Origin of the sequence: Rhizobium sp. NLR10b, from assembly GCF_019685435.1 — a bacterium.
Taxonomy (GTDB): Bacteria; Pseudomonadota; Alphaproteobacteria; order Rhizobiales; family Rhizobiaceae; genus Rhizobium.
Window position 1 is genome coordinate 159,025 of the sequence record NZ_JABDWV010000003.1, and the last position, 26,831, is coordinate 185,855.

A 26,831-nucleotide genomic window follows, 5' to 3' on the forward strand; every position below is an offset into this window, starting at 1 on the left:
TCTTGAACGAATATCGACGTGTCTATGACGCCGCAAAAGCCGAAGCTTGCCAGAGAACTTGTCCTGCTTTTGGTGCTGGCGACCCTCTGGGGTTCTTCCTACACCTTCATCAAGATCGGGGTCGAAACGATCCCGCCGGTGACCTTGATCGCCGTGCGCACACTGATTGCCGGCGCCATTCTGCTGGCCGTGCTTTGCCATCGGCATGTCCGCCTGCCGCGCGATGGCGCGACATGGCGCCTGTTCGTCGTCCAGGCCTGCCTGAACAGCGTCATTCCTTTCACGCTGATCGCCTGGGCGGAGCAGTCCGTCGATGCCGGACTGGCGGTGATCTTGAATTCGGCGACGCCGATCTTCACCTTCCTGCTGACCGTGTCGATAACCCGCCATGAGCAGGCGACGGCGCGAAAGCTCTTCGGCGTCGTCTCCGGGCTTGCCGGCATCTGCCTTGTCATCGGCGTCGAAGCGCTCGGCGGTCTTGGCGAAAGCCTGATGGCGCAAATCGCGATCATCCTGGCGACCATCTGTTATGCCGGGGCCGCGATTTTCAGCAAGAACTTCAGAGGCCTTGATCCTGCCGTGCCGGCGGCCGGCTCGCTGATCTCGGGCGCGGTCATTCTGATGCCTGTGAGCCTGCTCGTCGACCGGCCGTGGGGGCTCGATCCCTCGGCCGCATCGGTGCTGGCGCTGCTTGCCCTTTCCGCCTTCTCGACGGCGCTTGCCTTTACGATCTATTTCCGTCTCGTTCAGACGCTGGGTTCGGTCGGAACCACATCGCAAGCCTATCTCCGCGTGCCGATCGGTGTCGCGATCGGCACCATCTTCCTCGGCGAAAGTCTAAGCCCGACGGCCTTGATCGGGCTCACCTGCGTCATTCTCGGTGTCATCGCCATGACGATGCCGCGCACAACGCAGGCGCGAAGCGCGTGAGATCATGAAAGGAAAGTCGCTGGAAGGCTCCTTCCGCAAGAGATTTGCCACACCTTCTGCGAGCGCGCCCGGGCCTGATTCGACGTCCTATTGACTTTCCGGTAACCTGTGGCTAGAAGCCCGCCGCAATCGGCGCCGTGAACGGCGTTTTGAAGTTATCCCCATCATCCCAAGGGAACCGAGGGCCCACAGGCCTACGCCGATCTTGCTTGAGATTGCGCGAAGTGCTTGGATGAACCCGAGGCTTGGCGTAAACTGATACCCGCAAACGACCATAAGAAGGGAAACTCCATGAGTGTGCGTGTATCCGGGAAACATATGGAAATTGGTGAATCCTTCCGTCAAAAGATCGAGGACCAAATTGCTACGGCCATCACGAAATACTTCGATGGGGGGTATTCCGGTCAGGTGACCGTCGAAAAGGCGAGTTCTCGTTTCTCGGCAGACTGCAAGCTTCATCTCGACAGCGGGGTGGTGCTTCATGCCGCCGGCGAAGCCACGGATCCGCAGCTTGCTTTCGACGCCGCTTCCGAGCGCATCGAGAAACGCCTGCGTCGCTACAAGCGCAAGCTGAAGGACCACCATGCCGGAAACCACCTGAATGGCTTTGCAGAAGTCTCCTACACGGTCATGGACTCCGTTCCTGATCACGAGGATGAAATCCCCGACGATTTCGCCCCGGCGATCGTCGCTGAAAGCACGAAGCAGTTGAAGACCATGTCCGTCGCCACCGCCGTGATGGCGCTCGACATGACCGATGAGCCGCTTCTCCTGTTCCGCAGTCCCGGCAAGGAACATCTGAACATCGTTTATCGTCGGCACGACGGAAATATTGGCTGGATCGATTCGGCCAATATCAAAGCCTGAGATCAGGGCGGTGAGCGGCGGTATCGCCGCCGCTCCTCGCATCAACTGATCCCGGCGACAGAAGGAAAAAGAAATGGCATTGGCAGATTTGCTCCATCAGGATGCGATCATTCCCGCCCTCAGAGTAAATTCCAAGAAACAGTTGCTTCAGGAATTGGCGGCAAGAGCCGCGAGGATCACCGGGCTCTCCGAACGGGAGATCTTCGACGTCATCCTGCAGCGCGAACGCCTGGGTTCGACCGGCGTCGGCAACGGTATCGCCATTCCCCACGGCAAGCTGGTGAACATTCATTCCATCGTTGGCATCTTCGCCCGGCTGGAGCAGCCTGTTGATTTCGAAGCGCTGGACGACCAGCCCGTCGACCTCGTCTTCCTGCTGCTTGCGCCGGAGGGCGCCGGCGCCGATCATCTCAAAGCCCTGTCGCGCATCGCCCGCGTCCTGCGCGATCAAGACCTGGTTGCAAAGCTGCGCGCCACCGATTCCGCCTCGGCGATCTATGCCTTCCTCAACGAGGAGCAGACGTCGAACGCTGCCTGAGCTGCATGGATACCCAAACGAAAAAGGCGCCTGATTTCGCAGGCGCCTTTTTGTTTATCGAGGGCTGAACGGTCAGAACTCTTCCCAGTTATCCCCAGCCAGGGCAGCCGAGCCATGCGATTGAGGTGTGGTGCGGCGGGTCGCCGGGGCGTGGCGAACGGCGGGAGCGGCCGCGAAATGCGAGGGGGCTGCAGCCGGCGCACGCATCTGCCTTGCCACGGAGGCGAGTGCAGTCGCATTGGCGGAGCCGGAGACGCTGAAGCGCGTAGCGAGCGCCTTCAGTGTCTGCGCTTCGTCGTTGAGCGCCACGCTGGCGGCAGTCGCTTCCTCCACCATCGCCGCATTCTGCTGCGTTACCTGATCCATCTGGTTCATGGCCTGGTTGATTTCCTTCAGCCCGACCGCCTGTTCGCTGGCCGACGCCGAAATCTCCCGGATCAGGCTGTTGATCCCCATCACTTGCTCGGCGATTTTGTGCAGCGCACCGCCGGCGCGCCCGACGAGATCGACGCCTTCCTTGACCTGGACGGCCGAGGTGTTGATCAGCGTCTTGATCTCCTTGGCGGCATTGGCCGAACGCTGCGCGAGTTCACGCACTTCCTGGGCGACGACAGCAAAACCCTTGCCGGCTTCGCCGGCGCGCGCCGCTTCGACGCCGGCGTTCAGTGCCAGCAGGTTGGTCTGGAAGGCGATTTCGTCGATGACGCCGATGATCCGCGAAACCTCCGTCGAAGACTGCTCGATCCCTTGCATGGAGGCGATGGCTTTCTGCACCACTTCGCCGGATTTTTCGGCATCCTGGCAGGCGAGGTTGACGTTGTCGGCAGCCGTGCGTGCATTCTCGGCACTCGAATCGACCTGGGCGGTGAGCTCATTCAGCGCTGCCGCCGTCTCTTCCAGGCTTGCCGCCTGTTGCTCGGTGCGTTTGGCGAGGTCGGAAGCGCTGTTGCTGATCTCCCCGGTGCCGGCGCCGATATTGACGACACTGAGGTTCATTGTAACGATGGTCTCTTCGAGGCTTGCTAGCGCGGCATTGAAATCCTGTTTCAGCTTGCCGTATTCGCCGGGAAATTCGTCGGTGATGCGGTGAGCGAGATTGCCCCGCGACAGCTCCGAAAGACCGGCGCCGACGATCGAGACGATCTGGCGCTGCAGCGATAGCGATTCCTGGCGTTCCGATTCAGAACGGCCGCGCTCGGCCTCCGCGGCCCCCCGCTCTCTGGCGGCTTCGTCTTCGAGTCGCCTGGAGTCGGCGAGCTTGAAGCGGAAGCCTTCGAGCGCCTTGGCGACCGAACCGACTTCGTCGGTACGATCCTGCCCCGTGACCGGCACGGCATATTCGCCGTCGCTGAGGGTTTTGACGCTGGCGACAAGGCTGCCGAGCGGCCGCTGCACGAGTGAGCGGACGGCGAAATAGAGCGCGAGCATCACCGCGCCGAGCACGATCAGGCCGGTGGCGATCATCATGTAAGTCTGGTCTTGTACCGGCGCGTTGATCGCGGCGTGCGGGACGTCGACAAGCACGAGCCAGGTGGCATTGACGCCGGGGACCTCGAACGGATAGACGACGCGGTCGAAGGGATCGAAGCCGTCATAGGTGAGGTTGCGGACGAGGCCGGGCTGCTTGTTCGACAGCGCCGCCTTGACGACGTCGGCGCCTTCGCCGTCATATTGCTTCGTCATCAGGTCGGGGATCGGTGCGACGATCCAGTTGCCGGCCTGGGACAGCAGCGTCACCCGGCCCGAGCCGAAGGGATGCAGCGCCTGCAGCTTGTCGGTCAGCGACTTCAGCGAGATGTCGACACCGCCGACACCGATCATCTTGCCGCCCGATATGACGGGATAGGCAATGGACGTCAGCAGCGTCGGCACATCTGTTCCCTGGGCGAGGTAGGGGGTCGTGATCGCGCCCTTGCCACTGTCGGCAGCAAGCTTCCACCATTCGGCGGTATAATCATTGTCGAAGGTGGAGTACTGGATTCCACCGTCCTTGGTCTTCGACCAATAGGGCGTGAAGGCGCCGTTCTTGTTCGTGCCTTCGTCATTATTGTTGGCGATCTCGGTGGTCTTGCCGTCGAGCGCGCCGAGCTGCTCGCAGAACCAGCTGCCGAAGGCAAAGGCGTTCTGTTCGAGATTAGCTTTCAGCACGTTGATCATGCCCCTGCGGTCGAGCGACTTGCCTTCGTGGGCTCGACCGATCACGCCTGTCATGCTGCGTGCGGCACTGGCGAGTTCGCCGACATTGGCGGCGATTTCGTTGGCGATCGCTTTCGCCTCGAGATTGGCTTGGTCCATCGTCAGCGTCTGGACGCGGTCCCGGGTCTGGCCGATGAGGAAGAGATTCGAAACGATGAGAACATGCGCGATAGCGACGCCGGTGATGACGATGAGCTTCGCCGCAAGCGATTTCATGCGAAAAATGAACATGGGGTCCTCGGGCAAGGATACGCCGAACGTGCATTCTCCGGCGCAGGAGCGAAGGCATGGCTCCGTCATGGAGCAGCCGCATCAGCCGCGGATCCGCAAGCGCGAAGACCCGGCGATCACTGGGAAGATCGCCGGAGACCTCTTAAATTTGAGTGAAACTTTAGCGGTTTGTATGATGAAAGCCGCAGAAATCTCCCTTAAAATTGAAGGAGATCTGGCGAGTTTCGCAGGCAGGCTAGCCTATATTCTGTCTGCGACTTCCTCACTCACAGGAATCGACGGTTGCGCTCCTGATTTGAGACATGCGAGTGAACCGGCGACTGCCGCCCGGTGCAGCGCCGTCCGAAAGTCGAGGCCCTCGTCGAGACTGGCGGCGAGATAGCCGCAGAAGGTGTCGCCTGCCCCGACCGTATCGACAGGATCGATCGCCAGCCCTTGCGCCCGTGAAATGACCCCATCCCGGATGGCGATGACGCCATCGCCGCCGAGCGTCACGATCAGGGTCTGGCCGGTTTCCTGATGCAGGCGGACAAGCGCTGCCTCGCGCGCTTGTGCGTCCATGCCGTCCTGTCCGGCAAGCCGCTCGAACTCGGTCTCATTGGCAATGACGATATCGGCCAGGCGACCGAGGCGCGGTGCATCGGGGATCAAGGGGGCGAGGTTGAGGATGCTGGTGATGCCCTTGGCGCGCGCGGCCGAGAGCGCGCGTTCGACGGCCGCGACAGGCACCTCGAGCTGCAACATCAGCATGTCGCCTTCGTTCATGCGGCCGACCGCGATTTCCGCATCAGCTGGCGTGACCAGGCCGTTGGCGCCCGGAACCACGGCGATCATGTTCTCGCCGTCGGCGCCGACCAGGATCAGCGCCGTGCCCGTGGGGCCGTCGACATGCTTCACGAGGGAGAGATCGGTTCCCGCCGCATCGAGCAGGGCAAGTGCATCGGCGGCAAAAGCATCCTTGCCGACGGCGCCGACCATGTGCACATAGCGGCCGGCGCGGCGGGCTGCCAGCGCCTGGTTGGCGCCCTTGCCGCCGGCAGCCGTGGCAAAACCGTTGCCGGCCACCGTCTCGCCGGGCTTCGGCAGTCGCTCGGTCGTGGCGATGAGATCCATGTTGATGGATCCGAAAACTGTGATCATCAGGCTGTCCCGTCTTTTAGAGCATGCGAATGACATCATGCCCCTGCTATTCCATGGGGCGAGACACTGCCCGAAGCGGTCACTCCTCGTCAACCACCCGAAGCTTGAGAAGGCCGGTACGGCTTTCCACCGATTTGGCCGGAGCCTCGCCATCGCGGGCGGGCTTGGCGTCACCGCCTGCCTCGAATTCCAGCGCCTCGATCTTGGCGCCGCGCCTGGTGAGCTTGTCGGCTGACGTGACCACCATGTCGATATCTTTCTGCGCCATGGCGAAGTGGCCCTGCAGCTTGCGCACCCGCTCGTCGAGGCGGCCGAGATCGTCCATCAGCAGTGCCACCTCGCCCTGGATCAGATGCGCCTGCGCCTGCATGCGCTGGTCTTTCAGCACCGCCTGGATGACCTGGATCGACAGCATCAGAAGTGATGGCGAGACGATGACGATGCGCGCTCGGTGTGCCTTCTGCACCAGCGGCTCGAAGTTCTCGTGGATCTCCGCGAAGATCGATTCCGACGGCACGAAGAGAAAGGCCGTCTCCTGGGTTTCCCCCTGAATCAGATATTTCTCCGAAATATCCCGGATATGGATCTCCATATCGCGGCGGAACTGCTGGCCGGCGATCTTGGCGGCCTCGGGGCTGCCGGCGTCACGGATGGCGTTCCAGGCTTCGAGCGGGAACTTCGCATCGATGACAAGCGGCGGCGCGCCGTTCGGCATGCGGATCGTGCAGTCCGGCCGCGAGCCGTTGGAGAGCGTCTGCTGGAAGGCATAGGCGCCCATCGGCAGGCCGTCGGCGACGATCGTCTCCATCCGCGACTGGCCAAAGGCGCCGCGCGTCTGCTTGTTCGAGAGAATCGCCTGCAGTCCGACGACGTCCTTGGCGAGCGTCTGGATATTGTTCTGCGCCGCATCGATGACCGCCAGCCGCTCCTGCAGCCGCTGCAGATTCTCATGCGTCGATTTCGTCTGCTCGGTGATCGTCGAGCTGACGCGCTGCGACATGCCGTCGAGACGTTGGCTGATTGCCTGATTGAGCTCGCTCTGACGCGCGCCGAAAACCTCGGCCATGGCCGTGATGCGGCCCTGCATCTCCGCCTGGATCTTCAAAAGCTCGGCCATGCGCGCCTCGCTTTCGCCAGCCCGCAGGCTCGCCTCCTCCGCCTGCTCGCGGCGGAGGCTGATGCCGCGCAAGAGAAGGATGATCACCAGAAGCACAAAGGCGATGAGAACGCCGCCGGCAAGCGCCAGCATGGCCGGACTGAGCGAGGCGACGGAGAGGGCGAGCGATTCGGGATGAACGGTCATGCCGCAACCATAACAGAAGATGGGGCAATATATAGATCAAAACGTGAACAAAATCGGCAATTCCCAATATCCTCTCTGTCGCTTTCCTCGCCGACGCGGAAAATCGCTGCCAGTTTAATCATTGCTCAACCATATTGGCCAAAATCTGTGCCAATGAATTCCCTCCCGCGCCGTTGCGCCAAGTACAGAGATTTCCATGACATCCCAGCAGACCGACAGTGCCCTCAGACAGCGTCTCGATTTCATCGAACTGGACGAGGCGACGCGCCGGTCGATGCGGGATATCAGCCCCGTCATATCAGAGCTGATCGGCGCTGCCCTCGACAAGTTTTATGCCAAGATCGCCAGGACCCCCGCCGTATCGGCTTTTTTCGCCGATAAGAACCATGTCGCCCACGCCAAGAAGCACCAGCAGGATCATTGGAGCAAGCTTGCCGGCGGCGCCTTCGACGAGAGCTATGTGGACGGCGTGACCGCGGTCGGCCGAACGCATGCCCGCATCGGGCTGGAGCCGCGCTGGTATGTCGGCGGCTACGCCCTTGTCATGTCCGAACTCGTCAAGGGCATCATGGAGAAGCAGTGGCCGTCGGTCTTCGCGCGCCAGCAGGGCAAACTGCTCGCCGAGAAGCTGTCGGCGGTCATCAAGGCGGGCATGCTCGACATGGATTATTCCATCTCGGTCTATCTCGAGACGCTTGAAGCCAAACGCCAGGCTCTTGAAGAGCAGCGCGCCCAAGCCCAATCCGACCAGGCGCTTGCGCTCGAGCAGCTGCGCCGCGGCCTGGAGGCGCTGTCGAACGGCGATCTCGAGGCTACCCTGCCGTCCGACCTGCCAGGTGATTTCCGGCAAATGGCCGAGGATTACAATCGTGCCGTCAAGGCGCTTCGCCAGTCCTTTGCATCGGTGCGGGACACGTCCGGCCATATCATGAACGGCGCCGACGTCATTTCCAATGCGACCAACGACCTGGCGTTGCGCACTGCCCAGCAGGCGGCGGGCGTCGAGGAGAGCTCGGCCGCCCTGCAGCAGCTTTCCGTCAGCGTCGGCCAGACGGCCGCCAATGCCGAGAAGGCTTCGGACGCCGTACGCGAGACGCAGCAGAAGGCGAAGAATTCGGGTGAGCTCGTCACCAGCGCCGTTTCGGCGATGGCCGGCATCGAGAAATCCTCGACGGAGATTTCCAAGATCATCGGCGTCATCGACGAAATCGCCTTCCAGACCAATCTTCTGGCGCTGAACGCCGGCGTCGAGGCAGCGCGCGCCGGCGATGCCGGCAAGGGTTTTGCCGTTGTCGCCCAGGAAGTGCGCCAACTTGCCCAGCGCACGGCCGAGGCTGCCAAGGAGATCAAGAACCTGATCTCGCAGAGCTCGACCCAGGTCAATGAGGGTGTCGGCATCGTCTCCAGCACTGGCGAAGCGCTGAACGACATGATCGGCCGCATCGACATCATCAACCGCTTCGTCGCCGATATCGCCGCCGCCGCTCGCGATCAGGCGACCGGCGTCAACGAGGTCAGCGTGGCAATCCGCAGCATGGGCGAGATCACCCAGCAGAATTCCGGCATGGTTGAGCGCACGTCGGCGGAAACCGGTCGCCTCAAGGACGAGGTGGACCAATTGATCGAATTGCTGCGCCGCTTCCGCGCCCGCTCGGAAGGCCCTGCCGTCGTCGCGGCTCGCCGGGTGGCGTGAGGCGAATATGGCGAAATTCCGGGCGGGGATGCAAAAAAGCGCCTTCCCCGCGCGCCGGATAATTCCATAGCGGGAAAAGATGGGTTATGGGAACGCCCATGACCATCAAGCCACTCATCATTCTTCCCGACCCCGTTCTTCGTCAGCTCTCCAAGCCGATCGAGCGTGTGGATGCCGACCTGCAGCGCCTTGCCGACGACATGCTGGAAACCATGTACGACGCGCCGGGCATCGGCCTTGCCGCAATCCAGATCGGCGTGCCGCGCCGCATGCTGGTCATCGACGTCTCCCGCGAGGGCGAGGAAAAGCAGCCGCAGGTCTTCATCAATCCGGAGATCGTCAAATCGTCCGACGAGCGCTCAGTCTATGAGGAAGGCTGCCTGTCGATTCCTGATTATTATGCCGAGGTCGAGCGGCCGGCTGCCGTCTCGGTCAAGTATCTCGACCGCAACGGCAAGGAACAGACAGTGGAAGCCGACGGGCTGCTCGCCACCTGCCTGCAGCACGAGATCGACCACTTGAACGGCGTGCTTTTCATCGACCATATCTCGCGGCTGAAGCGGGAGATGGTGATCAAGAAGTTCACCAAGGCTGCGAAATCCAAGGCGCTCTGATAACGCAATGAGAATTGGTCGGGAACGGCGCACTGCTCGCCACCCGCAGGACCAGAGATTTCGAGGGGCTTGATCTCAAGCTCGTAAACCCGTTTGAAGACGGCTGATCCTCAACTGGCGAGATAAAATGTCTCTTCGCATCATCTTCATGGGAACCCCGGAGTTCTCGGTTCCGACCCTGCGCCTGCTCGTCGATGCCGGCCATAGCATCGTCGCCGTCTATACGCAGCCGCCGCGGCCGGGGGGCCGGCGCGGGCTCGATCTGCAGAAATCGCCGGTGCATCAGGCGGCCGAACTGCTCGGTCTGCCGGTCTTCACGCCGGTCAATTTCAAGGATCCAGAGGAGCACGAGAAGTTTGCCGCGTTCAAGGCCGATGTCGCCGTTGTCGTCGCCTACGGGCTGCTGCTGCCGGAGGCGGTTTTGAACGGCACCCGCGAGGGCTGCTATAACGGCCATGCCTCGCTGCTGCCGCGCTGGCGGGGTGCCGCACCGATCCAGCGGGCGATCATGGCCGGCGATGCAAAGACCGGAATGATGGTGATGAAGATGGACAAGGGGCTCGACACCGGCGCTGTCGCGCTGACCCGCGAGGTCGAGATTGGCCCGAACATGACGGCAGGCGAACTGCACGACCGACTGATGCAGGTCGGCGCCAAGGCGATGGCGGAAGCCATGGTGAAGCTTGAAATGAACGACCTGCCACTGACGCCTCAGCCGGAAGACGGCGTGCTTTATGCCGCCAAGATCGACAAGGCCGAGACGCGCATCGACTTCGCCAGGCAGGCGCGGGATGTGCACAACCATATCCGCGGTTTGGCGCCGTTTCCGGGCGCCTGGTTCGAGCTTGAGATCGGCGGCAGGCCTGAACGGGTGAAGGTCCTGGGCTCAGAGCTGGCTGAGGGGCAGGGGACGGCCGGACAGTTGCTGACCGACGATCTGGTCGTCGCCTGCGCCTCTGGCGCAGTGCGGCTGACACGGCTGCAAAAAGCAGGCGGCAAGCCGCTCGCCGCGGCCGATTTCCTCAGGGGCACGCCGCTTGCGGCGGGCACGAGGCTTTCCTGATGCCGCGTTTCCGCATGACCGTCGAATATGACGGCGGCTCCTATGTCGGCTGGCAGCGGCAGGAGAATGGGCCCTCGGTGCAGGGGGCGATTGAGGCGGCAGTACTGTCGCTGACCGGCGAGACCGTGCCGATCCGCGGCGCCGGCCGCACCGATTCCGGCGTCCATGCCATGGGACAGGTGATCCATGCCGATCTTTCCAAGGCCTGGTCGCCTTACAAGCTGCAGAACGCGTTGAATGCGCATCTGAGGCTTGCCGGCGAGCGTGTCTCCATTCTCGACGTCGAGGCGGTTCCCGATTTTTTCGATGCCCGCTTTTCGGCGCTGCGGCGCCATTACCTCTATCGCATCGTCAGCCGCCGGGCGCCGCTGGCGCTCGAAGCCGGCAAGGCCTGGTGGGTGCCGAAGGCGCTCGATCACGAAGTCATGCACGCCGCCGCCCAGAAGCTGGTCGGCCGGCATGACTTCTCCACCTTCCGCTCCACCCATTGTCAGGCGAACAGCCCGGTGCGCACGCTCGACCGGCTTGATGTGACGCGCAGCGGCGAACTGATTGAAATCCGCGCCACCGCGCAGAGCTTCCTCCACAACCAGATCCGTTCCTTCGCCGGCACGCTGAAGCTCGCCGGCGAAGGCAAATGGACGCCCGAAGATGTGCAGGCAGCGCTGGAGGCGCGCGACCGCAAGGCCTGCGGCCCGGTGGCGCCGCCCGAAGGGCTCTATTTCATGCAGGTGGATTATCCCGAGGTGATCACCGACCGGCGCAGGCCCGCCGATGAAAACGACGATGATCTGTCGTAAAGCCTCCGCCGAGGCTGGTCAGGCCGGATAAATGCCGAGGAAGTGCTGCAGATATTCCGAAAGGATCATCGACGGCACCAGCAGCACCAGCGTCAGCGCCCCGACCATCAGCGCGTGATCGTGGCAGATCATTCTGAGAATGCGCGCCAAAGCGAAGACTTGCGCCAGCATGAAGGCGAGCAGCAGCAGCGAGACGAGGCCGACGGTGCCGGGCAGGAAGAACACCAGAGCCAGCAGCAGACCGTTGATATAGGAGAGCGGTACGCCGAGCCAGTTGACGCTGACGACGACGGGGGCGAAGCGCTCGCCCATGCGGAAGGCAAGCAGCAGCAGTCCGGCAAAGACCAGCGGCACGAACCAGTTGGCGACCTCGACGAGGCCGAGCCTGATGTAGAAGGCAAAGTCGACATCGGCCTCCGGCGGCATCGACCGCAGGAAGGCCTGTCGCCACCAGAGCCAGGAAATGCCCATCGGCGGCAGGCACCAGGCCATTGCCCAAAACGATCGGTTGACGCCGCGCTCCGACAGATCGAGGAAGCGGAAGCCGCGCGGATCCATCCGGATCAGCAGCCAGAGGCCGGCCAGGTAATACTGGACTTCCCTAAGACCCGGCATGGGCGAACCAGCGGTCGATGAAAGTCTCGTAGATCGCCGTCAGCGTCTCCAGATCGGCAACAGTGACGCGTTCGTCGACCATGTGCATCGTCTGGCCGACCAGGCCGAACTCGACGACCGGGCAATAGTCCTTGATGAAGCGCGCATCCGACGTGCCGCCGGTGGTCGAAAGCGCCGGGGACCGGCCGGCCACACTTTCGACGGCAGACGACAGCGAAGCGATCAGGGCGTTGTTGCGGGTCAGGAAGACATGGCTTGGCCGGTCGGCCCAGACGATATCGTATCTGACCGGCTCGCGGCCCGGACGCAACTGGCCATGGCCGGCGGCGGCTTCGAGTCGGCGCAGGATTTCGGCGCGCAGCGTTTCGACGGTCCAGCTGTCGTTGAAGCGGATGTTGAAGCTTGCCGATGCCTTGGCCGGAATGACGTTCGTCGCAGGATTGCCGACATCGACCGTCGTCACTTCGAGGTTCGACGGCTGGAAATCGTCGGTGCCGCCGTCGAAAGGCGGATCCATCAGCGCCTGCGTCAGCTGCAGCATGCCGCGCACAGGATTGTCGGCAAGGTGCGGGTAGGCGGCATGGCCCTGAACGCCGTGTACGATGATCCTGCCCGACAGCGAGCCGCGCCGGCCGATCTTGATCATGTCGCCGAGCCGGTCCGGATTGGTCGGTTCTCCCACAAGGCAGGCGTCCCAGCGTTCGCCGCGCTCCGCCGCCCATTGCAGCAGTTTGATCGTGCCGTTGATCGCCGGGCCTTCTTCGTCGCCGGTGATCAGGAAAGAGACCGAGCCGGCCGGCGGCCCGTGTTTTTCGATATGGCGGGCGACGGCGGCGACGAAACAGGCGATGCCGCCCTTCATGTCGACGGCGCCGCGTCCGAAGAGCTCGCCCTTTGATATCTCCGCGGCAAAAGGCGGGTGCGTCCAGGCAGCTTCATCGCCAACTGGCACGACATCGGTATGGCCGGCAAACATCAGATGCGGTCCGTCGCCGCCGAGGCGGGCATAGAGGTTCTCGATGTCGGGTGTTCCCTCTTCGCTCGCCTTCACTTTGTCGACGTTGAAGCCGAGCGGTGCGAGCATCGCTTCCAACGCCGTCAGCGCGCCGCCTTCGGCTGGTGTGACGGAGGGGCAGCGAATCAGCGTCTGCAGATTGGCGACGGGATCGGTAGCGGTCATGGCGGTCGAACTATCCGGCGGGAATGGCAAAGACATGGCAAGGCGAGGCCGCCTCGCCCAAAAAGACGTCGCCTGTTTACCGGATCAATGCCCCGGTGTCATCAATCTCTGAGCAGCTCGTTGATACCGGTCTTTGAGCGGGTCTGTTCGTCGACGCGCTTGACGATGACGGCGCAGTAGAGGTGTGGCGCCGGCTGGCCGTTTGCCATCGTCGCATTGGCCGAGGCCATCGAGCCGGCGACGACGACCGAATAGGGCGGCACCTCGCCGTACATCACCTCGCCGGTGGCGCGATCGACGATCTTGGTCGACTTGCCGATATAGACGCCCATGCCGAGCACCGAGCCTTCGCGGATGATGCAGCCTTCGACCACTTCGGAACGGGCGCCGATGAAGCAATTGTCCTCGATGATGGTCGGGCCGGCCTGCATCGGTTCCAGCACGCCGCCGATGCCGACGCCGCCGGAGAGATGCACGTGTTTGCCGATCTGCGCGCAGGAGCCGACCGTCGCCCAGGTGTCGACCATCGTGCCTTCGCCGACATAGGCGCCGAGATTGACGAAGGAGGGCATCAGGATCGCATTCGGGGCGATATAGGCCGAGCGGCGCACGACGCAATTAGGCACGGCGCGGAAGCCCGCGGCGCGGAACTGGTTTTCGCCCCAATTCTCGAACTTCGAGGGAACCTTGTCCCACCAGGTGGAGTTGCCGGAGCCGCCCTTGACCACCTCCATGTCGTTGAGGCGGAAGGACAAGAGCACCGCCTTTTTCAGCCACTGATTGACCGTCCAGGCACCGTCGGCGCCGCGGGTCGCGACGCGAGCCTTGCCGGAATCGAGCAGATCGAGGGCCGCTTCGACCGCATCACGAACCTCGCCCTTCGTCGACACGTTCACATTGTCGCGATTGTCGAAGGCCGCTTCGATGGTCTTTTCCAGGGATGCAAGGTCGGTGGCGCTCATGAGAATTCCTTAAACTTCGATCTTTATCGTGGAGACGGCGGAGTCTCCGGAGATGCGATCGGCGTGGGTTTGTCCTGCTCTACAGCATGCACCCGTAGAACGGAATGATTTTTCGAACAAGATCATACCTGGATTCAAGGCGTTATAGCGACATATCCGGTTTCACGGCCGGCAATACTGAAAGGCATTTCGACATGGCAAAGGGACGAAACGGCGGTTCGCGGCGCAAGGACGGCGTATGGGACCCGTTGAAGAGCAGCTCGACCGACAGGCAGCGCGCCGAAGCCGTGCCGAAGACGCCGCAGACGTTGTCGCCGGCCTATCGCCTCGCCTATGTCGACGAGGATTTCCTCTGCCGCGAGGAGTTGCGGCCGATCCGGCTGCAGCTGGAACTCTTGAAGACCGAGATGATGCTGACCGAACGCGGCATCCGCTCGACCGTCGTCATGTTCGGCGGTGCCCGCATTCCCGCTCCCGGCCAGAGCGCCTGGGCGGCGCGCAACGAGATCCAGCGCGCCAATCTGGAGGCGGCCTCCGTCTATTATGACGAAGCGCGCAAATTCGCCCGGCTCTGCTCGAAATATTCGGCGGGCTTCGATTTCCAGGAATATGTCATCGTCACCGGCGGCGGCCCCGGCGTCATGGAGGCGGGCAATCGCGGTGCGGCCGACGAGGGCGCACCCTCCATCGGTCTCAACATCGTGCTGCCGCACGAACAGGCTCCGAACGTCTATGTCACGCCGGAACTCAGCTTCAACTTCCACTATTTCGCCATTCGCAAGATGCATTTCATGGTGCGCGCCAAGGCAATCGCGGTCTTTCCCGGCGGCTTCGGAACGCTCGACGAATTCTTCGAATGCCTGACGCTGATCCAGACCGGCCGCATGGAACGTCTGCCGCTGATCCTTTTCGGCGAGGCCTTCTGGCGCCGCATCATCAATTTCGAGGCCTTGGCCGAATTCGGCACGATCGCACCCGACGATGTCAAGCTGATCAGCTTCGTCGACACCGCCGACGCCGCATGGAAGATCGTCCAGGATTTCTACGAACACTCGTAAGACACGTCTCTTTCCCCGTCGCAACGGGGAAAGAGCAAGGGCAATGGTTCGTCCGCCCTTACAGCAGCGGCCGATCCGGCATGTCGTCGATCGAGATGACGCCGTCCTTGTCGCGGTCCATCCGCGTAAACAGCTTGTCGAAGGCGGCGACCGCCTCCTGTTTGGAAATCTGGCCGTTTTCGTCGGTGTCGATCCGATGCATCATCATCGAGGCGTGCATGATGTTGCCGCCGTGGCGCATCCAGCGATGACCATCATGGCCGTCGCGCGGCGGCCGCCCGGATTCGCTGTCCGGCATGTCGGGCGCGGCGTTCGCGTCCTTCTCGTCGCCGGCGTCCTGCTTGTGCTGATCTCTCATCGCCTGCAGCTGCGTCTGGCGGTACTGGCGGATTTCGCCGGGCGTCAGCGACCCGTCATTGTTGGTGTCGATCGCAGCGAAGATCTTGTCGAGGCCGCTGCTCGCCTCCTCCTTGGAGACCTTTCCGTCCTTGTTCGCGTCGAACTCCTTGAGCATGCGGACATAGGTGATTTCAAGGAAGGCGTCGCGGCCCGGTCGGTCCATGCCGGCATGATGCGGGCGCGGTCCGTCGCCCGGTGCGGCAAAGCTTGCCCCGGCTGCGACGCCGAAGATAAGGACGGAGGAGAGCGCTGCCAGTATCGGCTTGTTGCGGTACATCGTATTTCCCTTTCGTAAGGTGTCCCCTCACGAAAGACGCTACGGCAGCGGGCCTCAAAGACCCAGTTAAACATCGGTAAGTTGGGTGAAACTTTCGTAACCTGGCGGTCAGCCGCCGGATCTGGTCACCTTGCCGAGAAATGCAACGAGGTCGTCGGTGACGAAATCGATGTGATCCTCGTCGCCGCTGGTCTTTTCCCACCATTCGACGACGGTCTCTTCCAGATTGCGCGGCACCAGCAGCACGGTCTGCATGCCAAGCGCCTTCGGCACGGTCAGATTGCGCGGCAGATCCTCGAACATCGCCGCCTTGTTCGTTTCGACGCGCTTTAGCGCCGCAAACTTGTCGTAGGTCGCCTGCGCCGGCTTCGGCACGTAATCGGCGGCGACGATGTCGAAGATATCGTCGAAATGCTCGAGAATGCCGAGCGCTCCGGCGGTCATTTCGGCATGTTTGACGCTGCCATTGGTGAAGATGAATTTGCGCCCCGGCAGCGCCTTGATCGCTTCTCCGAGTTCGGGCTGTGGCATCAGCGCCGAATAGTCGATCTCATGGGCCTTTTCGAGGAAGTCGTTCGGGTCGATGCCGTGATGGATCATCAGGCCCTGCAACGTCGTGCCGTGGTCGAGATAATACTGCTTCTGCAGCTTGCGCGCTTCTTCCCGTTCCATCTGTAACAGCGCCGCGACATAGGCGGTCATGTTCTTGTCGATCTGCGCGAAAAGATTGATGTGATGGGGATAGAGGGTGTTGTCGAGGTCGAACACCCAGTCTGTCACGTGTTCGAAATCGGCTTTTTCAGGCGTACGGTCGATCTTGGTCATGGCCGCCCTTATCGCACGGCTGCTCGCCCAAGGAAATCGACAAGAAAAAATAGACGCCCGATTTTCGGCGGACGCGGCCGGCGTTGGATGTTAGAAAGCGCACATGCTTTTCCAACGCCCCGACGACGATACGCTCTATGATGCCCTGATTGCGCGCAGCGCCGATTATGAGGGCCAAGCCTATGTCTGCGTGAAGACGACGGGCATCTTCTGCCGCCTGACCTGCCCGGCGCGCAAGCCGAAGCGGGAAAACACGCTCTTCCTCGAGACGATTGCCGCCTGCATGCATTCCGGCTTCCGCCCCTGCCGGCGCTGCAGGCCGCTGGAACAGCCCGGCAGGGAACCGGTCGTCGATCTGCTGCTTGCCGCGCTCGACGACGAGCCGGGGGTTCGCTGGAGTGAGGATGAGCTCGTGCGCCGGGGCCTTGATCCCTCGACCGTGCGGCGCGCCTTCAAGCGGGCGCTCGGCATGACCTTCCATGACATCGTCCGCTATATCAGGCTCGGAGAAGCGGCCCGGCAGCTGGCGGATGGGGCGCGTGTCATCGATGCCCAGATCGACGCCGGGTACGAATCGTCGAGCGGTTTCCGGTCGGCGTTCCAGCGGCTCGTCGGCAAGGCGCCGGCGCTCTCGCAGAATCGCGAGCTGCTCTTTGCCGATTGGTTCGATACGCCGCTCGGACCGATGATCGCGGTCGCCGACAAAACACACTTGCATCTTCTCGAATTTCACGATCGCAAGGCGCTGCCGAGCGAACTGGTAGTGCTGCAGAAGCGCGTCCGCTCCTCCGTCGCGATCGGCCGCACCCCGGTGATCGATCAGATCGAGGCGGATATCCGCGATTATTTCGAAGGTCGGCTGACCGTCTTCAGGACGCCTCTGGCGCTTGGCGGCACGCCCTTCGAAAAGCATGTCTGGGCAAGGCTGATGGAGATCCCCCTCGGGCAGACGCGCGCCTATGGCGATCTCGCCAGGGAGATGGAGAGGCCGGAGGTCGTGCGTGCAGTCGGCCGCGCCAATGGCGCCAACCAGCTTGCCATCATCGTGCCCTGTCACCGTATCCTCGGTGCCGATGGTTCCTTGACCGGTTACGGCGGCGGGCTCTGGCGCAAGCAATGGCTGCTGCGGCATGAAGAGAAGATCAGTACGCAAGCAAGGATGGAGGAGACAGCATGAACCAGACTGAAAAGGCCAAGGCATTCGCCGCGCTTCACCGGAAGGGCGATCCGATCGTGCTCTACAATATCTGGGACGCCGGCACGGCAAAGGCCATTGCCGATGCCGGCGCCAAGGCGCTTGCGACGGGAAGCTGGTCGGTCGCCGCCGCCCACGGCTTTGCCGACGGCGAGAAACTGCCGATGTCGGTGCTTGTGGAGACGGCCAAATCCATCTCCGATGCCGTCGACCTGCCGCTTTCGGTTGATTTCGAAGGCGCCTATTCCGCAGATCCTGACAGGGCGGCCGCCAATGTCGCCCAGCTGATGGAGGTCGGCGCCATCGGCATCAATTTCGAGGACCGTGTGGTCTCGGGCGACGGACTTTATCCTGTCGAGAGCCAGGCGGCCCGCATCCGCGCCATTCGCGCCATGGCCGACGGCAGGGACATCGCCTTCTTCATCAACGCCCGCACCGACCTTTTTCTGGCCGAGAGCGATCTCTCCAAACATGCCAGCCTGGTGGACGAGGCGATCGAGCGGGGCAGGGCCTATGCGGCAGCGGGCGGCAGCGGCTTCTTCGTGCCCGGCCTGATCGAGCCCGCCTTGATCGAAAAGATCTGCGCGGCATCGTCGCTGCCGGTCAACATCATGATGCGGGCAGGCGCCCCCGATGTGAAAACCCTGGCAAAGCTCGGCGTCGGCCGCATCAGCTATGGGCCGGGACCCTATCGGTCGATGATGGAAAAGCTGAAGCAGGAGGCGGCGGCGATTTATAGCCAGCTCTGAAGCCAATACGTTCGAGGGCCGCATCCGCACGAAAGGTTGCGGCTCGCAGCGACATCGCGTTTGCGCTCAGGAGCGGAAGCGCAGATTGCGCCGCGTCAGCTGGTCGACCGAGGTGCAGCCCATCAGCTTCATGTCGCGCTCGATCTCGGTGCGCATCGTCTCCAGCGCACGTTCGACGCCGGGCTGTCCGGCAGCGGCGAGGGGGAAGAGATAGTAGCGGCCGAGGCCGACGGCCTTCGCGCCGAGCGACAGGGCCTTCAGAACATGCGTTCCCCGCTGCACGCCGCCATCCATCATCACGTCGATGCGGTCGCCGACGGCATCGACGATCTCGGCGAGCTGGTCGAAGGCGCTGCGCGAGCCGTCGAGCTGGCGTCCGCCATGATTGGAAAGCACGATGCCGGTGCAGCCGATCTCGACCGCGCGCTTGGCGTCCACAACCGACATGATGCCCTTCAGGCAGAATTGCCCGCCCCAGGCCTGCACCATGTCAGCCACGTCGTTCCATGACATGGAGGGGTCGAGCATTTCGGTGAAGTAGCGGCTGATCGACAGCGCGCCGCCGTCCATCTTGACGTGGTTTTCGAGCTGCGGCAGCCGGAACGCCTCATGCGTCATCCAGTCGATCGCCCAGGACGGCTTGATGGCAAACTGCATCATGCCGGCGAGATTGAGCTTGAAGGGAATGGCAAAACCGGTGCGCTTGTCGCGCTCGCGGTTCCCGCCGGTGATGCTGTCGACCGTCAGCATCATCGCCTGCACACCGGCATTTTTCGCCCGCGCCATCATTTCGTGGTTCAGCCCGCGGTCCTTGTGGAAATAGAACTGATAGACCTGTGGCCCGTCGCTGATCTGCCTGGCCTCCTCCAGGCTGATCGTGCCGAGTGAGGAGACGCCGAACATCGTGCCGTGTTTTGCCGCTGCCGCCGCGACCGCCCGTTCCCCCTGGTGGTGAAACAGCCGCTGCAGCGCCGTCGGCGAGCAATAGACCGGCATGGCGAGCTTCTGCCCCATGACCGTCACCGACATGTCGACCTCGGCCACGCCTCTGAGAACGTCGGGCACCAGATCACAATTTTCGAAAGCCGCGCTATTGCGCCGATAGGTCACCTCGTCATCGGCGGCACCATCGATATAGTCGAAGATCGGCCCGGGAAGACGCTGTTTGGCCATGCGCCGGAAATCGTGGAAATTATAGCAGTCTGTAAGGCGCATCTCTTGCTCGACCCGTTTATATTTCGGGCCGCAACCTAAAGCACGATTCGAAATCTTGCCAAGGCTTCATTATACGATTTGCGACCTCTCGAACGGGATATCGTCATTTAGGGGCGATGGATCCGCGCGAAGATCGACAACCACGGCATCTTCCAACACCTCTATTCCGGCGCCGCATACATCTCATAGCCGCGGCATCGGGCAATCTCTTCATGGACGCGGCACCCACCAACCTCCCTCTGCTGAGGTGCGCAGGCCGAAGGCCGGAGCCTCGAAGGACACGCGCCAACGCCGCTCCTTGCATTCATCAATCGTCCGAGCACCCGCCTCGCCCTTCGAGGCCCCTTCGGGGGCCGGGGTGAGGCTCTCTTGGGCTTTGGCGCTTCATCTCCGACGCAGCCGATGCAGAAGCTACGCTACCTTGCTCCGGCAAATCCTATGCCGTCGGGTCACCGGATAAACGAGCGCGGGGAGGAGGGACGAGCTGGGCAGCCGCTGCGCCCGTGCGCGGCGTGTAAAAGATGCGCCCTTCGTTCCGCTGAGGGGCGCAGCCTTGATCAGGGAACGATCAGCGTTCCGATGCCGTGCTCGGTGAAAATCTCGAGCAGGACGGAATGGGCGGTCTTGCCGTTCAGGATGACGACGCCCTGGACGCCGGCCCTGATCGCATCGATGCAGGTCTCGACCTTCGGGATCATGCCGCCTGAGATCGTGCCGTCGGCGATCAGCGCATGCGCTTCGGCGACGGAAAGCTCCTTGATCAGCTGACCTTTCTTGTCGAGCACGCCGGGCACGTCGGTCAGGAACAGCAGACGGGTGGCGTTGAGCGCGCCGGCTATGGCGCCGGCGAAAGTGTCGGCGTTGATATTGTAGGTGGCTCCGTCGCGCCCCGGCGCCACGGGCGCGATGACCGGGATCATCTCGGAGCGGGCGAGCAGATCGAGCAGCGTGCGGTCAACCTCGACCACTTCGCCGACGAAGCCGAGATCAAGCACCCGCTCGATGTTGGAATCCGGATCTTTAATGGTCTTGCGCGCCTTTTCGGCGAAGACCATGTTGCCGTCCTTGCCGCAAAGGCCGATCGCCCATTCGCCGGTCTGGTTGATCAGCGCGACGATCTCCTTGTTGATCGAGCCAGCGAGCACCATCTCGACGATCTCGACCGTCTTCTGGTCGGTAACGCGAAGCCCGCCTTCGAATTTCGATTCGATGCCCATCTTGGTCAGCATGGCGCCGATCTGCGGGCCGCCGCCGTGAACGACGATCGGGTTGACGCCCGACTGCTTCAAAAGCGCGATATCGCTGGCAAAGGCCTTGCCGAGCTCGGGATTGCCCATCGCATGGCCGCCGTACTTCACCACGATCGTCTTGTTTTCATAACGCTGCATGAAAGGCAGCGCCTGGGCGAGAAGACGTGCCTGGATTTCGCTTTCGGACTCGTTCATGGGGACCCCGCAGGAGTTGATCGCGGGCCTTTTATCGCAAGTTTCTGACAGAGGGAATAATCCAGAGGGCAATAGTTTTTCGTATCTGGCGCGGAGCCGGTGGCCCTGACCGTCCGGCAAACGTGAGCATGATATGAGGAACTGCATGCAAGGCGATGAGATTGCAGACCTGATCGGCCGCGTCGCGCTTGGCGACCGCACGGCCTTTACGGCTCTCTACAACCAGACCGGACCGAAACTTTTTGCGATCTGCCTGCGCATCTTGAAGGATCGCATGGAAGCCGAGGAGGCCCTGCAGGAAGTCTATATCAGCATCTGGCAGAGGGCCCGAGGCTTCCAGGCAGCCGCGGGTTCGTCCTCGGCATGGCTCTCGGCGATTGCCCGCAACCGGTCGATCGATGCGCTGCGGGCGCGCAAGCCCGTCGCCGACGAAATCGACAGCGCCTACGATCTTGCCGATGCCGCACCCGACCCGGAAAGGCAGACGGTGACGAAGGATGAAGGAAGGCGGATTGACACCTGCATGGAAGAGTTGGAAGCTGATCGTGCGGTCGCGGTGAAACGGGCTTATGTCGAAGGGCTGAGCTATCAGGAACTGGCGGATCAGTTCGGCGTTCCGCTGAACACGATGCGGACCTGGCTCAGGCGCAGCCTCTTGAAACTGAGAGAGTGCATGGAACGATGACATCGCCCGACAAAAGCAAGGGAGACCGCTCCCGCGACGAGGTTCTCGCCGGCGAATATGTGCTTGGCGTCCTATCGCTGCAGGATCGCCGGGTGGTGGAAGAACGCATGCGCCACGATCGGCCCTTTGCCGCCATCGTCAGCCGCTGGGAAACCAACCTTTCCGCCTTCAACGACGAATATGACGGCGTCGCGCCGAGCCGGGAAACCTTCAAGCAGATCGAGTCTCGGTTGTTCGGCGATGCCGGAAAGCCCGGATCCTTTTCGCAGGGACTGTGGAATTCGGCGGTCTTCTGGCGCTCACTGGCCTTCGCCTGCATCGTCGTTGCCGTCAGCGCCGTCATCTTCGCCTCCGGCCTCGTACCCCAGCCGCAGGGGCCGGCACCGCTGGTCGCCGAACTTTCGGGCCAAAACAACGCCATCAATCTCCGCGCCTCCTACGAGATCCAGAGCGGTCGGCTGAAGATCGTGCCGGTCGCAGCCGGCAAGCCGGAGGAGAAGTCGCTGGAACTCTGGCTGGTGCCGGGCAGTGGCGTGCCGAAATCGCTCGGCGTCTTCCAGCCGGGCGAAAGCGGCGAGCTCGTCATTCCCGCCGAACTGCGCAAGAATCTTGCCGACGGCGCAAACCTTGCCGTCAGCCTCGAACCTTTCGGCGGTTCGCCGACGGGGCAGGCGACCGGTCCGGTCATCGCGAGCGGCACGGTGCACCGGCCATAACGCTGGCTAGAACGAAAATCATCTCTCCTGCCTGAAACTCTTCGGCGCTGCCTTTCGTAGTTCGAAATGTCGGGACGACGCTCAGGCATAAAGCCGGCGGACAGTGCCCGGCCAGAGGAGAAAATCATGACCAAGAATTTGTTGCGCGGCCTCACCTTCGCGGCTGCCATTTCAGCCGTGGCCTTCGCCGCTTATGCGAAGAACCCCAAGGTCGGCGGCGCTGCGATGTTCGAAACCAAAAACATCGTCGAAAATGCCGTAAACTCCAAGGATCACACGACGCTGGTCGCCGCCGTCAAGGCTGCCGGTCTCGTCGGCACACTCGAGAGCAAAGGGCCCTTCACCGTTTTTGCGCCGACCAACGAGGCTTTCGCCGCCTTGCCCAAGGGCACCGTCGATACTTTGCTGAAGCCGGAGAACAAGGCGACGCTCACAAAGGTTCTGACCTGCCACGTGGTGGCGGCCGACGCGATGGCGAGGACCGTCGCCAAGATGATCAAGGATGACGGCGGCGAACACGACATCAGGACGGTCGGCGGCTGCGTGATCAAAGCCAGGGAGGATATGGGCAAGATCACGTTGACCGACGAAAACGGCACTGTCGCCCATGTGACCATCGCCGATGTCAAGCAGTCGAACGGCGTCATCCACGTCGTCGACAAGGTTCTGCTGCCGAAGATGTAAGTGTGTGTATCGGCGGAGGGCGCGCTCTTCGGGCGCGCTCCAAACCACCTGCGAATGGTGCCCAGCGTCTAGCGGTTCCGCTAGCTAATGGAGCGGCGGCGCCGCTGATATAGCTATTGGGCCGCTTCGACTCTTGGGAACGCGAGCGAGACACTCATTCCCCTGCCGGGGGAAGAGCTGACTTCGACCTGGGCGCGGGCGTTCTGTTTCAGGGACTGGATGATCATGGCGCTCAGTTTTCCGGGGTTCGGCCAAGGCACATTCTCAGGAAGGCCGACCCCGTTATCGGCGACAGTGATCCTGCATCCGGTGTCGCTGACGACACAACGCAGCATGATCTCTCCGCCATCTCGCCCTACGAAGGCATGCTTGAATGTGTTGGTCAGGAGCTCGTTAACGACGAGTCCGGCAGGCATTGCCACGTTCACGGAAACCGGCCAGGTGTCCACCTTCATGTCGATTCGGATCCCTTCCACAGCGTGGGCGGCCATGACCGACGCGGCGATCTGGCTCACATAGCTGCCGAGATCGATCATCGCGCCTTTGTCTTCGTCCGACAGTGCGCGGTAAAGCAGAGCCAAGGCTTCGATCCGACCCGCAAGACGTGCAAACCGCTCGCTCTCCTCGTTCTTTTGAGCATTACGCGCTTCCATTCGGATCAGCGCCGTTATCATCTGCAGATTGTTCTTCACACGATGCTGAAGTTCTCGCAGAAGGACATCCTTCTCGGCCAGCAGCTCGCTGAAGCTCTGGCCACCCGTCACCTCGTTGCGGGCAGCGAAGGCGACCAGACGGAAAAGCGGGACGTCATCATCGTTGACGATCGTGTTCGACCACACGTCGATAGTCACATCGCTTTCCGGTTCTGCCACGAGCGAGAAGGCGCCAATATATTCCTCCGCCGTGGTCACAGCGGCTGCAAGCGTTGTCTCCCCGGAGACTGCACTGCAATTCACCTCGATGTCCGTCCAGCGTTTCCCCTCCACCTGTCTGGCGGTCAGCGCTGTCAGCCGTTCGAATTCGAGGTTTACGTAAATTAGCTTTTCACAGGTGCCGAGCTCGGAGACCGCCACTGCAAATGGGACATGATCGAGAAAGTGTCGAAACCGATCGTCATCGAGGGCTTCGGCAAGATGGGGCAGGTTGCCGACGCCTTCTGGCGAAAGGGCTTCGTCTTTGCTGTCAGTCATGGATGGTTTCTCGCGGACGCCGCTGCGCTTCAACAGCATGAGATCAAGCGTTGCTTCAAAAACTGCGATGGCGCAAGCACAATCGATGTCGCACGTCTAAACAGCCGGTGTTCAAATGCTGCAACTGTCAGGGATCTCGATGCTCTGCAGCTGCCGTGAACGCGGCGGTCGACGTTACTGGTCGGCAGGCCTCTGTTGGCCGCAAGATCATGCGTCAGCGTCGGTCGCGAGCTTACGCCCGGTCAAAAGTGAACGAGGTCAGTAGCGTGGTGACAAAATTGCTGGCCCTTTCTTTGACCAGAACTTCCGTCCACTCGTCCGTCCCGCGCAGCCGCAAATCCGTATAAATACTGTCTACGGCTGCCTCCTCTATGCGCTTGATATGCGACTTGAACGACGCCTCGCCGCCGCCATGATACATGTCTCGGATCACCATGCGCAAAATCTCCTGGATGGCGATCTGCCATGCTGTATTGATCGACTGGAGTTCCTTCGTATCCTCTGCCATTGCGGTGTCCTTTGATATGAGTGAACTGTCAGCACGGTTCTGCCCGTCCTGTTGCCGCTTTTTGAACCCGCGAATACTTCCTCTTGAAAGTTGCGTCGGACGGTGCGATGCGGTGCGGTTCGTGCGCGAGAACCGGCGCAGATCGGCATGTCTGCGGGTAGCCGCATAGGGCTCGCAGCGACCTTTTTCCGGTGATCAGAAGGCTTTGGCGCGTTTCGCAAGGAGAGCAGACATGGCCGAGGCGCGATCGTCGCGTTGCTTCGCCAGCCGTGCTTCCCGCAATCGCATCGTCTTTGCCTGTTGCGACTGGGCGTTGGATTCCAGCTCTTCCATCGCCTTGTTCTTCGCGAAAAACTGGGACTGGATGTTGCCGAAGGCGATCTCCGCCCGTTGACGCGATTTGCTGTATGTTTCTGTCATTTCTTCTCCGATATTGAAGGGCTCGACTGCGAGCGAAAACAAAAAGGCCAGGCAGATTGCCCGGCCTTAAATGAATCGGTGCTTCCGGCAGTGCCAGTACATCCGTGGTCAAAGGGAAGCAGATACCGATTTAAGCCTTCTGGAGATTGCAAGCGGACATTTTGCCCGACTTGTGGTCTCGCTCGAGATCGAAGCCGATCTTCTGGCCTTCGATGAGTTCGCGCATTCCAGCGCGCTCGACGGCGGAGATATGAACGAAGGCGTCAGCACCGCCATTGTCGGGCTGAATGAAGCCGAAGCCCTTGGTGGAGTTGAACCATTTAACTGTGCCAGTGGTCATGATGAACCCTTTCATAGCAATATTGAGAAACCGCAAGGCGTCAACGCGATGCGGATGGTGGTAACGATTTTTGAAAGGAAGTTCGTTCAGGCCGCGGTGCTAATCGCGCGATAACCAAGCCAGCAAGCAAAATTCGATAAGCACTATATAGGTCGCCTATTCCGGCGCGTCAACCTTTAGTTTTTCTGTTTGATGGTAAAATAAACTTTTAGCTGTTTCAGCGAGTGCATGGAGGTCGGATCGTTATTTCCAGTTTGCTATCCCGACAGTTTCCGCGATCGCCTGGCGTAAATCATCGAGTCCGTCGCCCTTTTCGGACGAGGTGGACAGCACATAGGGATAGGCGGCCGGGCGCTTGCGGATCTTCTCCGCCGTTTCAGCAAGAAGCTTCGGCACGGCCGGCGCCTTGATCTTGTCGGTCTTGGTCAGCACCACCTGGTAGGAGACGGCCGCTTTGTCGAGCAGATCAAGCACGTCATCATCGTTCTTCTTGATGCCGTGGCGGCTGTCGATCAGCACGTAGACGCGCTTCAGCGTCGCGCGCCCGCGCAGATATTCGAAGACGAGTTTGGTCCACTTGTCGACCTGCTCCTTCGGCGCCTGCGCGTAACCATAGCCCGGCATGTCGACGATCGCCGTCGGCGGCAGGTCGCCGGCCTCGCCGGAATAACCGTCCGGAACGAAATAGTTGAGCTCCTGCGTGCGCCCCGGCGTGTTCGATGTGCGCGCCAGGCCCTTCTGGCCGACCAGCGCATTGATCAACGACGACTTGCCGACATTCGAGCGTCCGGCGAAGGCGACTTCAGGCGGTCCTTCCGGCGGCAGGAAGTTGAGCGACGGGACGCCGCGGATAAAGATCCATGGGTGGCCGAAGAGCGGCTTTTCGGTTTCGGGCATGCGGGCTCGGCAATCTCGGGGTTCGGTCTTCTGTCGGCTTCGTGGTTTTACGGGCGGATGTCAAGCTTTCAGGCGGGCAGCGTCTTGCGTACGAGG

General features: G+C 61.8%; 28 protein-coding genes and 1 pseudogene. 14 read left to right on the forward strand and 15 right to left on the reverse strand.

Going from position 1 to position 26,831, the window contains the following annotated elements:
* Positions 1–24: 24 nt before the first annotated feature.
* The 3 genes from HJB91_RS05695 (at position 25) to ptsN (ending at position 2,335) form a co-directional block, all read left to right on the forward strand.
* On the forward strand, positions 25–930 hold the full coding sequence (locus HJB91_RS05695) for a DMT family transporter (RefSeq protein WP_210631704.1): 906 nt from the start codon (positions 25–27) through the stop codon (positions 928–930).
* A gap of 291 nt (positions 931–1,221) precedes the next feature.
* On the forward strand, positions 1,222–1,797 hold the full coding sequence (hpf, locus tag HJB91_RS05700; RefSeq protein ID WP_210631703.1) for a ribosome hibernation-promoting factor, HPF/YfiA family: 576 nt from the start codon (positions 1,222–1,224) through the stop codon (positions 1,795–1,797).
* A 73-nt stretch (positions 1,798–1,870) separates the two neighbouring features.
* On the forward strand, positions 1,871–2,335 hold the full coding sequence (gene ptsN, locus HJB91_RS05705) for a PTS IIA-like nitrogen regulatory protein PtsN (RefSeq protein WP_011423788.1): 465 nt from the start codon (positions 1,871–1,873) through the stop codon (positions 2,333–2,335).
* A 72-nt stretch (positions 2,336–2,407) separates the two neighbouring features.
* Here the strand turns inward: ptsN and HJB91_RS05710 are convergent, their stop codons facing one another.
* The 3 genes from HJB91_RS05710 to HJB91_RS05720 all read right to left on the reverse strand — a co-directional run bounded on the left by HJB91_RS05710 (position 2,408) and on the right by HJB91_RS05720 (position 7,205).
* Entirely contained in the window at positions 2,408–4,762 is a 2,355-nt protein-coding gene (locus HJB91_RS05710) for a methyl-accepting chemotaxis protein (protein ID WP_221153741.1), read from the reverse strand.
* Positions 4,763–5,002: 240 nt separating this feature from the next.
* Positions 5,003–5,902 carry a ribokinase gene (locus HJB91_RS05715; protein ID WP_210629423.1) on the reverse strand — a complete coding sequence of 300 codons (900 nt, stop codon included), beginning with the start codon at positions 5,900–5,902 and terminating at the stop codon, positions 5,003–5,005.
* Positions 5,903–5,981: 79 nt separating this feature from the next.
* Positions 5,982–7,205, reverse strand: a complete 1,224-nt coding sequence (locus HJB91_RS05720; protein WP_221145816.1) for a DNA recombination protein RmuC — start codon at positions 7,203–7,205, stop codon at positions 5,982–5,984.
* 196 nt (positions 7,206–7,401) lie between these two features.
* Here HJB91_RS05720 and HJB91_RS05725 point away from each other — a divergent pair, with 196 nt between their 5' ends.
* The 5 genes and pseudogenes from HJB91_RS05725 to truA all read left to right on the forward strand — a co-directional run bounded on the left by HJB91_RS05725 (position 7,402) and on the right by truA (position 11,375).
* Positions 7,402–8,898, forward strand: coding sequence for a globin-coupled sensor protein (locus HJB91_RS05725; RefSeq protein ID WP_221153744.1), 1,497 nt, complete (start codon positions 7,402–7,404; stop codon positions 8,896–8,898).
* A 98-nt stretch (positions 8,899–8,996) separates the two neighbouring features.
* Positions 8,997–9,512, forward strand: coding sequence for a peptide deformylase (def, locus tag HJB91_RS05730; RefSeq protein WP_088390317.1), 516 nt, complete (start codon positions 8,997–8,999; stop codon positions 9,510–9,512).
* Between the two features lie 17 nt (positions 9,513–9,529).
* Positions 9,530–9,619, forward strand: a pseudogene (locus HJB91_RS05735) (type II toxin-antitoxin system VapC family toxin); the annotation flags it as partial.
* Positions 9,620–9,639: 20 nt separating this feature from the next.
* Complete coding sequence (gene fmt, locus HJB91_RS05740) at positions 9,640–10,575, forward strand: methionyl-tRNA formyltransferase (RefSeq protein WP_210629420.1); 936 nt, start codon at positions 9,640–9,642, stop codon at positions 10,573–10,575.
* Positions 10,575–11,375 carry a tRNA pseudouridine(38-40) synthase TruA gene (truA, locus tag HJB91_RS05745; protein WP_221153754.1) on the forward strand — a complete coding sequence of 267 codons (801 nt, stop codon included), beginning with the start codon at positions 10,575–10,577 and terminating at the stop codon, positions 11,373–11,375. Before fmt ends, truA begins: the two co-directional genes overlap by 1 nt.
* 18 nt (positions 11,376–11,393) lie before the next feature.
* On the opposite strand, the gene HJB91_RS05750 is transcribed toward truA, so the two are convergent.
* The 3 genes from HJB91_RS05750 to dapD form a co-directional block, all read right to left on the reverse strand.
* Entirely contained in the window at positions 11,394–11,990 is a 597-nt protein-coding gene (locus tag HJB91_RS05750) for a hypothetical protein (RefSeq protein ID WP_210629418.1), read from the reverse strand.
* Complete coding sequence (gene dapE / locus HJB91_RS05755; RefSeq protein ID WP_210631702.1) at positions 11,977–13,170, reverse strand: succinyl-diaminopimelate desuccinylase; 1,194 nt, start codon at positions 13,168–13,170, stop codon at positions 11,977–11,979. Before dapE ends, HJB91_RS05750 begins: the two co-directional genes overlap by 14 nt.
* A 101-nt stretch (positions 13,171–13,271) precedes the next feature.
* The gene (gene dapD / locus HJB91_RS05760) at positions 13,272–14,132 is read right to left on the reverse strand and encodes a 2,3,4,5-tetrahydropyridine-2,6-dicarboxylate N-succinyltransferase (protein WP_085776755.1); all 861 of its coding nucleotides are present in this window, start codon (positions 14,130–14,132) and stop codon (positions 13,272–13,274) included.
* 194 nt (positions 14,133–14,326) lie between these two features.
* Here dapD and HJB91_RS05765 point away from each other — a divergent pair, with 194 nt between their 5' ends.
* Entirely contained in the window at positions 14,327–15,190 is an 864-nt protein-coding gene (locus HJB91_RS05765; protein ID WP_221153756.1) for an LOG family protein, read from the forward strand.
* A 58-nt stretch (positions 15,191–15,248) separates the two neighbouring features.
* Here HJB91_RS05765 and HJB91_RS05770 read toward each other — a convergent pair whose 3' ends face one another.
* Positions 15,249–15,866, reverse strand: a complete 618-nt coding sequence (locus tag HJB91_RS05770; protein ID WP_210629416.1) for an EF-hand domain-containing protein — start codon at positions 15,864–15,866, stop codon at positions 15,249–15,251.
* A 108-nt stretch (positions 15,867–15,974) separates the two neighbouring features.
* Positions 15,975–16,691: a pyrimidine 5'-nucleotidase gene (locus tag HJB91_RS05775; protein WP_210629415.1), complete on the reverse strand. Its 717-nt coding sequence runs from the start codon at positions 16,689–16,691 to the stop codon at positions 15,975–15,977.
* A 103-nt stretch (positions 16,692–16,794) separates the two neighbouring features.
* Between HJB91_RS05775 and HJB91_RS05780 the strand changes: the two genes are divergently transcribed.
* Positions 16,795–17,868 (forward strand): bifunctional transcriptional activator/DNA repair enzyme AdaA, encoded by a 1,074-nt coding sequence (locus tag HJB91_RS05780; protein ID WP_221153766.1) that lies wholly within the window; start codon positions 16,795–16,797, stop codon positions 17,866–17,868.
* On the forward strand, positions 17,865–18,635 hold the full coding sequence (locus tag HJB91_RS05785) for an isocitrate lyase/phosphoenolpyruvate mutase family protein (RefSeq protein WP_221153776.1): 771 nt from the start codon (positions 17,865–17,867) through the stop codon (positions 18,633–18,635). Before HJB91_RS05780 ends, HJB91_RS05785 begins: the two co-directional genes overlap by 4 nt.
* Before the next feature lie 66 nt (positions 18,636–18,701).
* Here HJB91_RS05785 and HJB91_RS05790 read toward each other — a convergent pair whose 3' ends face one another.
* Both HJB91_RS05790 and argB read right to left on the reverse strand, forming a co-directional pair.
* Positions 18,702–19,850 (reverse strand): alpha-hydroxy acid oxidase, encoded by a 1,149-nt coding sequence (locus tag HJB91_RS05790; RefSeq protein WP_221153777.1) that lies wholly within the window; start codon positions 19,848–19,850, stop codon positions 18,702–18,704.
* Positions 19,851–20,407: 557 nt separating this feature from the next.
* Positions 20,408–21,295, reverse strand: a complete 888-nt coding sequence (gene argB / locus HJB91_RS05795) for an acetylglutamate kinase (RefSeq protein ID WP_210629409.1) — start codon at positions 21,293–21,295, stop codon at positions 20,408–20,410.
* A 145-nt stretch (positions 21,296–21,440) separates the two neighbouring features.
* Here argB and HJB91_RS05800 point away from each other — a divergent pair, with 145 nt between their 5' ends.
* The 3 genes from HJB91_RS05800 (at position 21,441) to HJB91_RS05810 (ending at position 23,380) form a co-directional block, all read left to right on the forward strand.
* Positions 21,441–21,980 carry a sigma-70 family RNA polymerase sigma factor gene (locus tag HJB91_RS05800; protein ID WP_210629408.1) on the forward strand — a complete coding sequence of 180 codons (540 nt, stop codon included), beginning with the start codon at positions 21,441–21,443 and terminating at the stop codon, positions 21,978–21,980.
* Entirely contained in the window at positions 21,977–22,696 is a 720-nt protein-coding gene (locus HJB91_RS05805) for an anti-sigma factor domain-containing protein (RefSeq protein WP_210629407.1), read from the forward strand. The genes HJB91_RS05800 and HJB91_RS05805 overlap by 4 nt, the downstream gene beginning before the upstream one ends.
* A gap of 126 nt (positions 22,697–22,822) precedes the next feature.
* Complete coding sequence (locus HJB91_RS05810) at positions 22,823–23,380, forward strand: fasciclin domain-containing protein (RefSeq protein WP_210629406.1); 558 nt, start codon at positions 22,823–22,825, stop codon at positions 23,378–23,380.
* 113 nt (positions 23,381–23,493) lie between these two features.
* Here the strand turns inward: HJB91_RS05810 and HJB91_RS05815 are convergent, their stop codons facing one another.
* From HJB91_RS05815 to yihA, 5 genes are all read right to left on the reverse strand, one after another.
* The gene (locus HJB91_RS05815) at positions 23,494–24,570 is read right to left on the reverse strand and encodes a sensor histidine kinase (protein WP_210631701.1); all 1,077 of its coding nucleotides are present in this window, start codon (positions 24,568–24,570) and stop codon (positions 23,494–23,496) included.
* A gap of 232 nt (positions 24,571–24,802) precedes the next feature.
* Positions 24,803–25,078, reverse strand: a complete 276-nt coding sequence (locus tag HJB91_RS05820) for a hypothetical protein (protein WP_210629405.1) — start codon at positions 25,076–25,078, stop codon at positions 24,803–24,805.
* A gap of 195 nt (positions 25,079–25,273) precedes the next feature.
* On the reverse strand, positions 25,274–25,498 hold the full coding sequence (locus tag HJB91_RS05825; protein ID WP_210629404.1) for a hypothetical protein: 225 nt from the start codon (positions 25,496–25,498) through the stop codon (positions 25,274–25,276).
* A 130-nt stretch (positions 25,499–25,628) separates the two neighbouring features.
* Positions 25,629–25,838: a cold-shock protein gene (locus HJB91_RS05830; protein ID WP_210629403.1), complete on the reverse strand. Its 210-nt coding sequence runs from the start codon at positions 25,836–25,838 to the stop codon at positions 25,629–25,631.
* Between the two features lie 243 nt (positions 25,839–26,081).
* Complete coding sequence (gene yihA, locus HJB91_RS05835; RefSeq protein ID WP_221153796.1) at positions 26,082–26,735, reverse strand: ribosome biogenesis GTP-binding protein YihA/YsxC; 654 nt, start codon at positions 26,733–26,735, stop codon at positions 26,082–26,084.
* Between the last annotated feature and the right edge of the window lie 96 nt (positions 26,736–26,831).

What these genes read in the sequence shown, in the direction of transcription:
- dapD (WP_085776755.1), bottom strand. Translation starts at nt 14,132, where the DNA reads ATGAGCGCCACCGACCTTGCATCCCTGGAAAAGACCATCGAAGCGGCC.
- HJB91_RS05820 (WP_210629405.1), bottom strand. Translation starts at nt 25,078, where the DNA reads ATGGCAGAGGATACGAAGGAACTCCAGTCGATCAATACAGCATGGCAG.
- HJB91_RS05770 (WP_210629416.1), bottom strand. Translation starts at nt 15,866, where the DNA reads ATGTACCGCAACAAGCCGATACTGGCAGCGCTCTCCTCCGTCCTTATC.
- dapE (WP_210631702.1), bottom strand. Translation starts at nt 13,170, where the DNA reads ATGACCGCTACCGATCCCGTCGCCAATCTGCAGACGCTGATTCGCTGC.
- yihA (WP_221153796.1), bottom strand. Translation starts at nt 26,735, where the DNA reads ATGCCCGAAACCGAAAAGCCGCTCTTCGGCCACCCATGGATCTTTATC.
- HJB91_RS05805 (WP_210629407.1), top strand. Translation starts at nt 21,977, where the DNA reads ATGACATCGCCCGACAAAAGCAAGGGAGACCGCTCCCGCGACGAGGTT.
- HJB91_RS05765 (WP_221153756.1), top strand. Translation starts at nt 14,327, where the DNA reads ATGGCAAAGGGACGAAACGGCGGTTCGCGGCGCAAGGACGGCGTATGG.
- HJB91_RS05720 (WP_221145816.1), bottom strand. Translation starts at nt 7,205, where the DNA reads ATGACCGTTCATCCCGAATCGCTCGCCCTCTCCGTCGCCTCGCTCAGT.
- HJB91_RS05715 (WP_210629423.1), bottom strand. Translation starts at nt 5,902, where the DNA reads ATGATCACAGTTTTCGGATCCATCAACATGGATCTCATCGCCACGACC.
- HJB91_RS05710 (WP_221153741.1), bottom strand. Translation starts at nt 4,762, where the DNA reads ATGTTCATTTTTCGCATGAAATCGCTTGCGGCGAAGCTCATCGTCATC.
- HJB91_RS05790 (WP_221153777.1), bottom strand. Translation starts at nt 19,850, where the DNA reads ATGCGCCTTACAGACTGCTATAATTTCCACGATTTCCGGCGCATGGCC.
- HJB91_RS05785 (WP_221153776.1), top strand. Translation starts at nt 17,865, where the DNA reads ATGAACCAGACTGAAAAGGCCAAGGCATTCGCCGCGCTTCACCGGAAG.
- argB (WP_210629409.1), bottom strand. Translation starts at nt 21,295, where the DNA reads ATGAACGAGTCCGAAAGCGAAATCCAGGCACGTCTTCTCGCCCAGGCG.
- HJB91_RS05810 (WP_210629406.1), top strand. Translation starts at nt 22,823, where the DNA reads ATGACCAAGAATTTGTTGCGCGGCCTCACCTTCGCGGCTGCCATTTCA.
- HJB91_RS05800 (WP_210629408.1), top strand. Translation starts at nt 21,441, where the DNA reads ATGCAAGGCGATGAGATTGCAGACCTGATCGGCCGCGTCGCGCTTGGC.
- fmt (WP_210629420.1), top strand. Translation starts at nt 9,640, where the DNA reads ATGTCTCTTCGCATCATCTTCATGGGAACCCCGGAGTTCTCGGTTCCG.
- HJB91_RS05725 (WP_221153744.1), top strand. Translation starts at nt 7,402, where the DNA reads ATGACATCCCAGCAGACCGACAGTGCCCTCAGACAGCGTCTCGATTTC.
- HJB91_RS05775 (WP_210629415.1), bottom strand. Translation starts at nt 16,691, where the DNA reads ATGACCAAGATCGACCGTACGCCTGAAAAAGCCGATTTCGAACACGTG.
- HJB91_RS05750 (WP_210629418.1), bottom strand. Translation starts at nt 11,990, where the DNA reads ATGCCGGGTCTTAGGGAAGTCCAGTATTACCTGGCCGGCCTCTGGCTG.
- HJB91_RS05830 (WP_210629403.1), bottom strand. Translation starts at nt 25,838, where the DNA reads ATGACCACTGGCACAGTTAAATGGTTCAACTCCACCAAGGGCTTCGGC.
- hpf (WP_210631703.1), top strand. Translation starts at nt 1,222, where the DNA reads ATGAGTGTGCGTGTATCCGGGAAACATATGGAAATTGGTGAATCCTTC.
- truA (WP_221153754.1), top strand. Translation starts at nt 10,575, where the DNA reads ATGCCGCGTTTCCGCATGACCGTCGAATATGACGGCGGCTCCTATGTC.
- HJB91_RS05815 (WP_210631701.1), bottom strand. Translation starts at nt 24,570, where the DNA reads ATGACTGACAGCAAAGACGAAGCCCTTTCGCCAGAAGGCGTCGGCAAC.
- ptsN (WP_011423788.1), top strand. Translation starts at nt 1,871, where the DNA reads ATGGCATTGGCAGATTTGCTCCATCAGGATGCGATCATTCCCGCCCTC.
- HJB91_RS05695 (WP_210631704.1), top strand. Translation starts at nt 25, where the DNA reads ATGACGCCGCAAAAGCCGAAGCTTGCCAGAGAACTTGTCCTGCTTTTG.
- HJB91_RS05825 (WP_210629404.1), bottom strand. Translation starts at nt 25,498, where the DNA reads ATGACAGAAACATACAGCAAATCGCGTCAACGGGCGGAGATCGCCTTC.
- HJB91_RS05780 (WP_221153766.1), top strand. Translation starts at nt 16,795, where the DNA reads ATGCTTTTCCAACGCCCCGACGACGATACGCTCTATGATGCCCTGATT.
- def (WP_088390317.1), top strand. Translation starts at nt 8,997, where the DNA reads ATGACCATCAAGCCACTCATCATTCTTCCCGACCCCGTTCTTCGTCAG.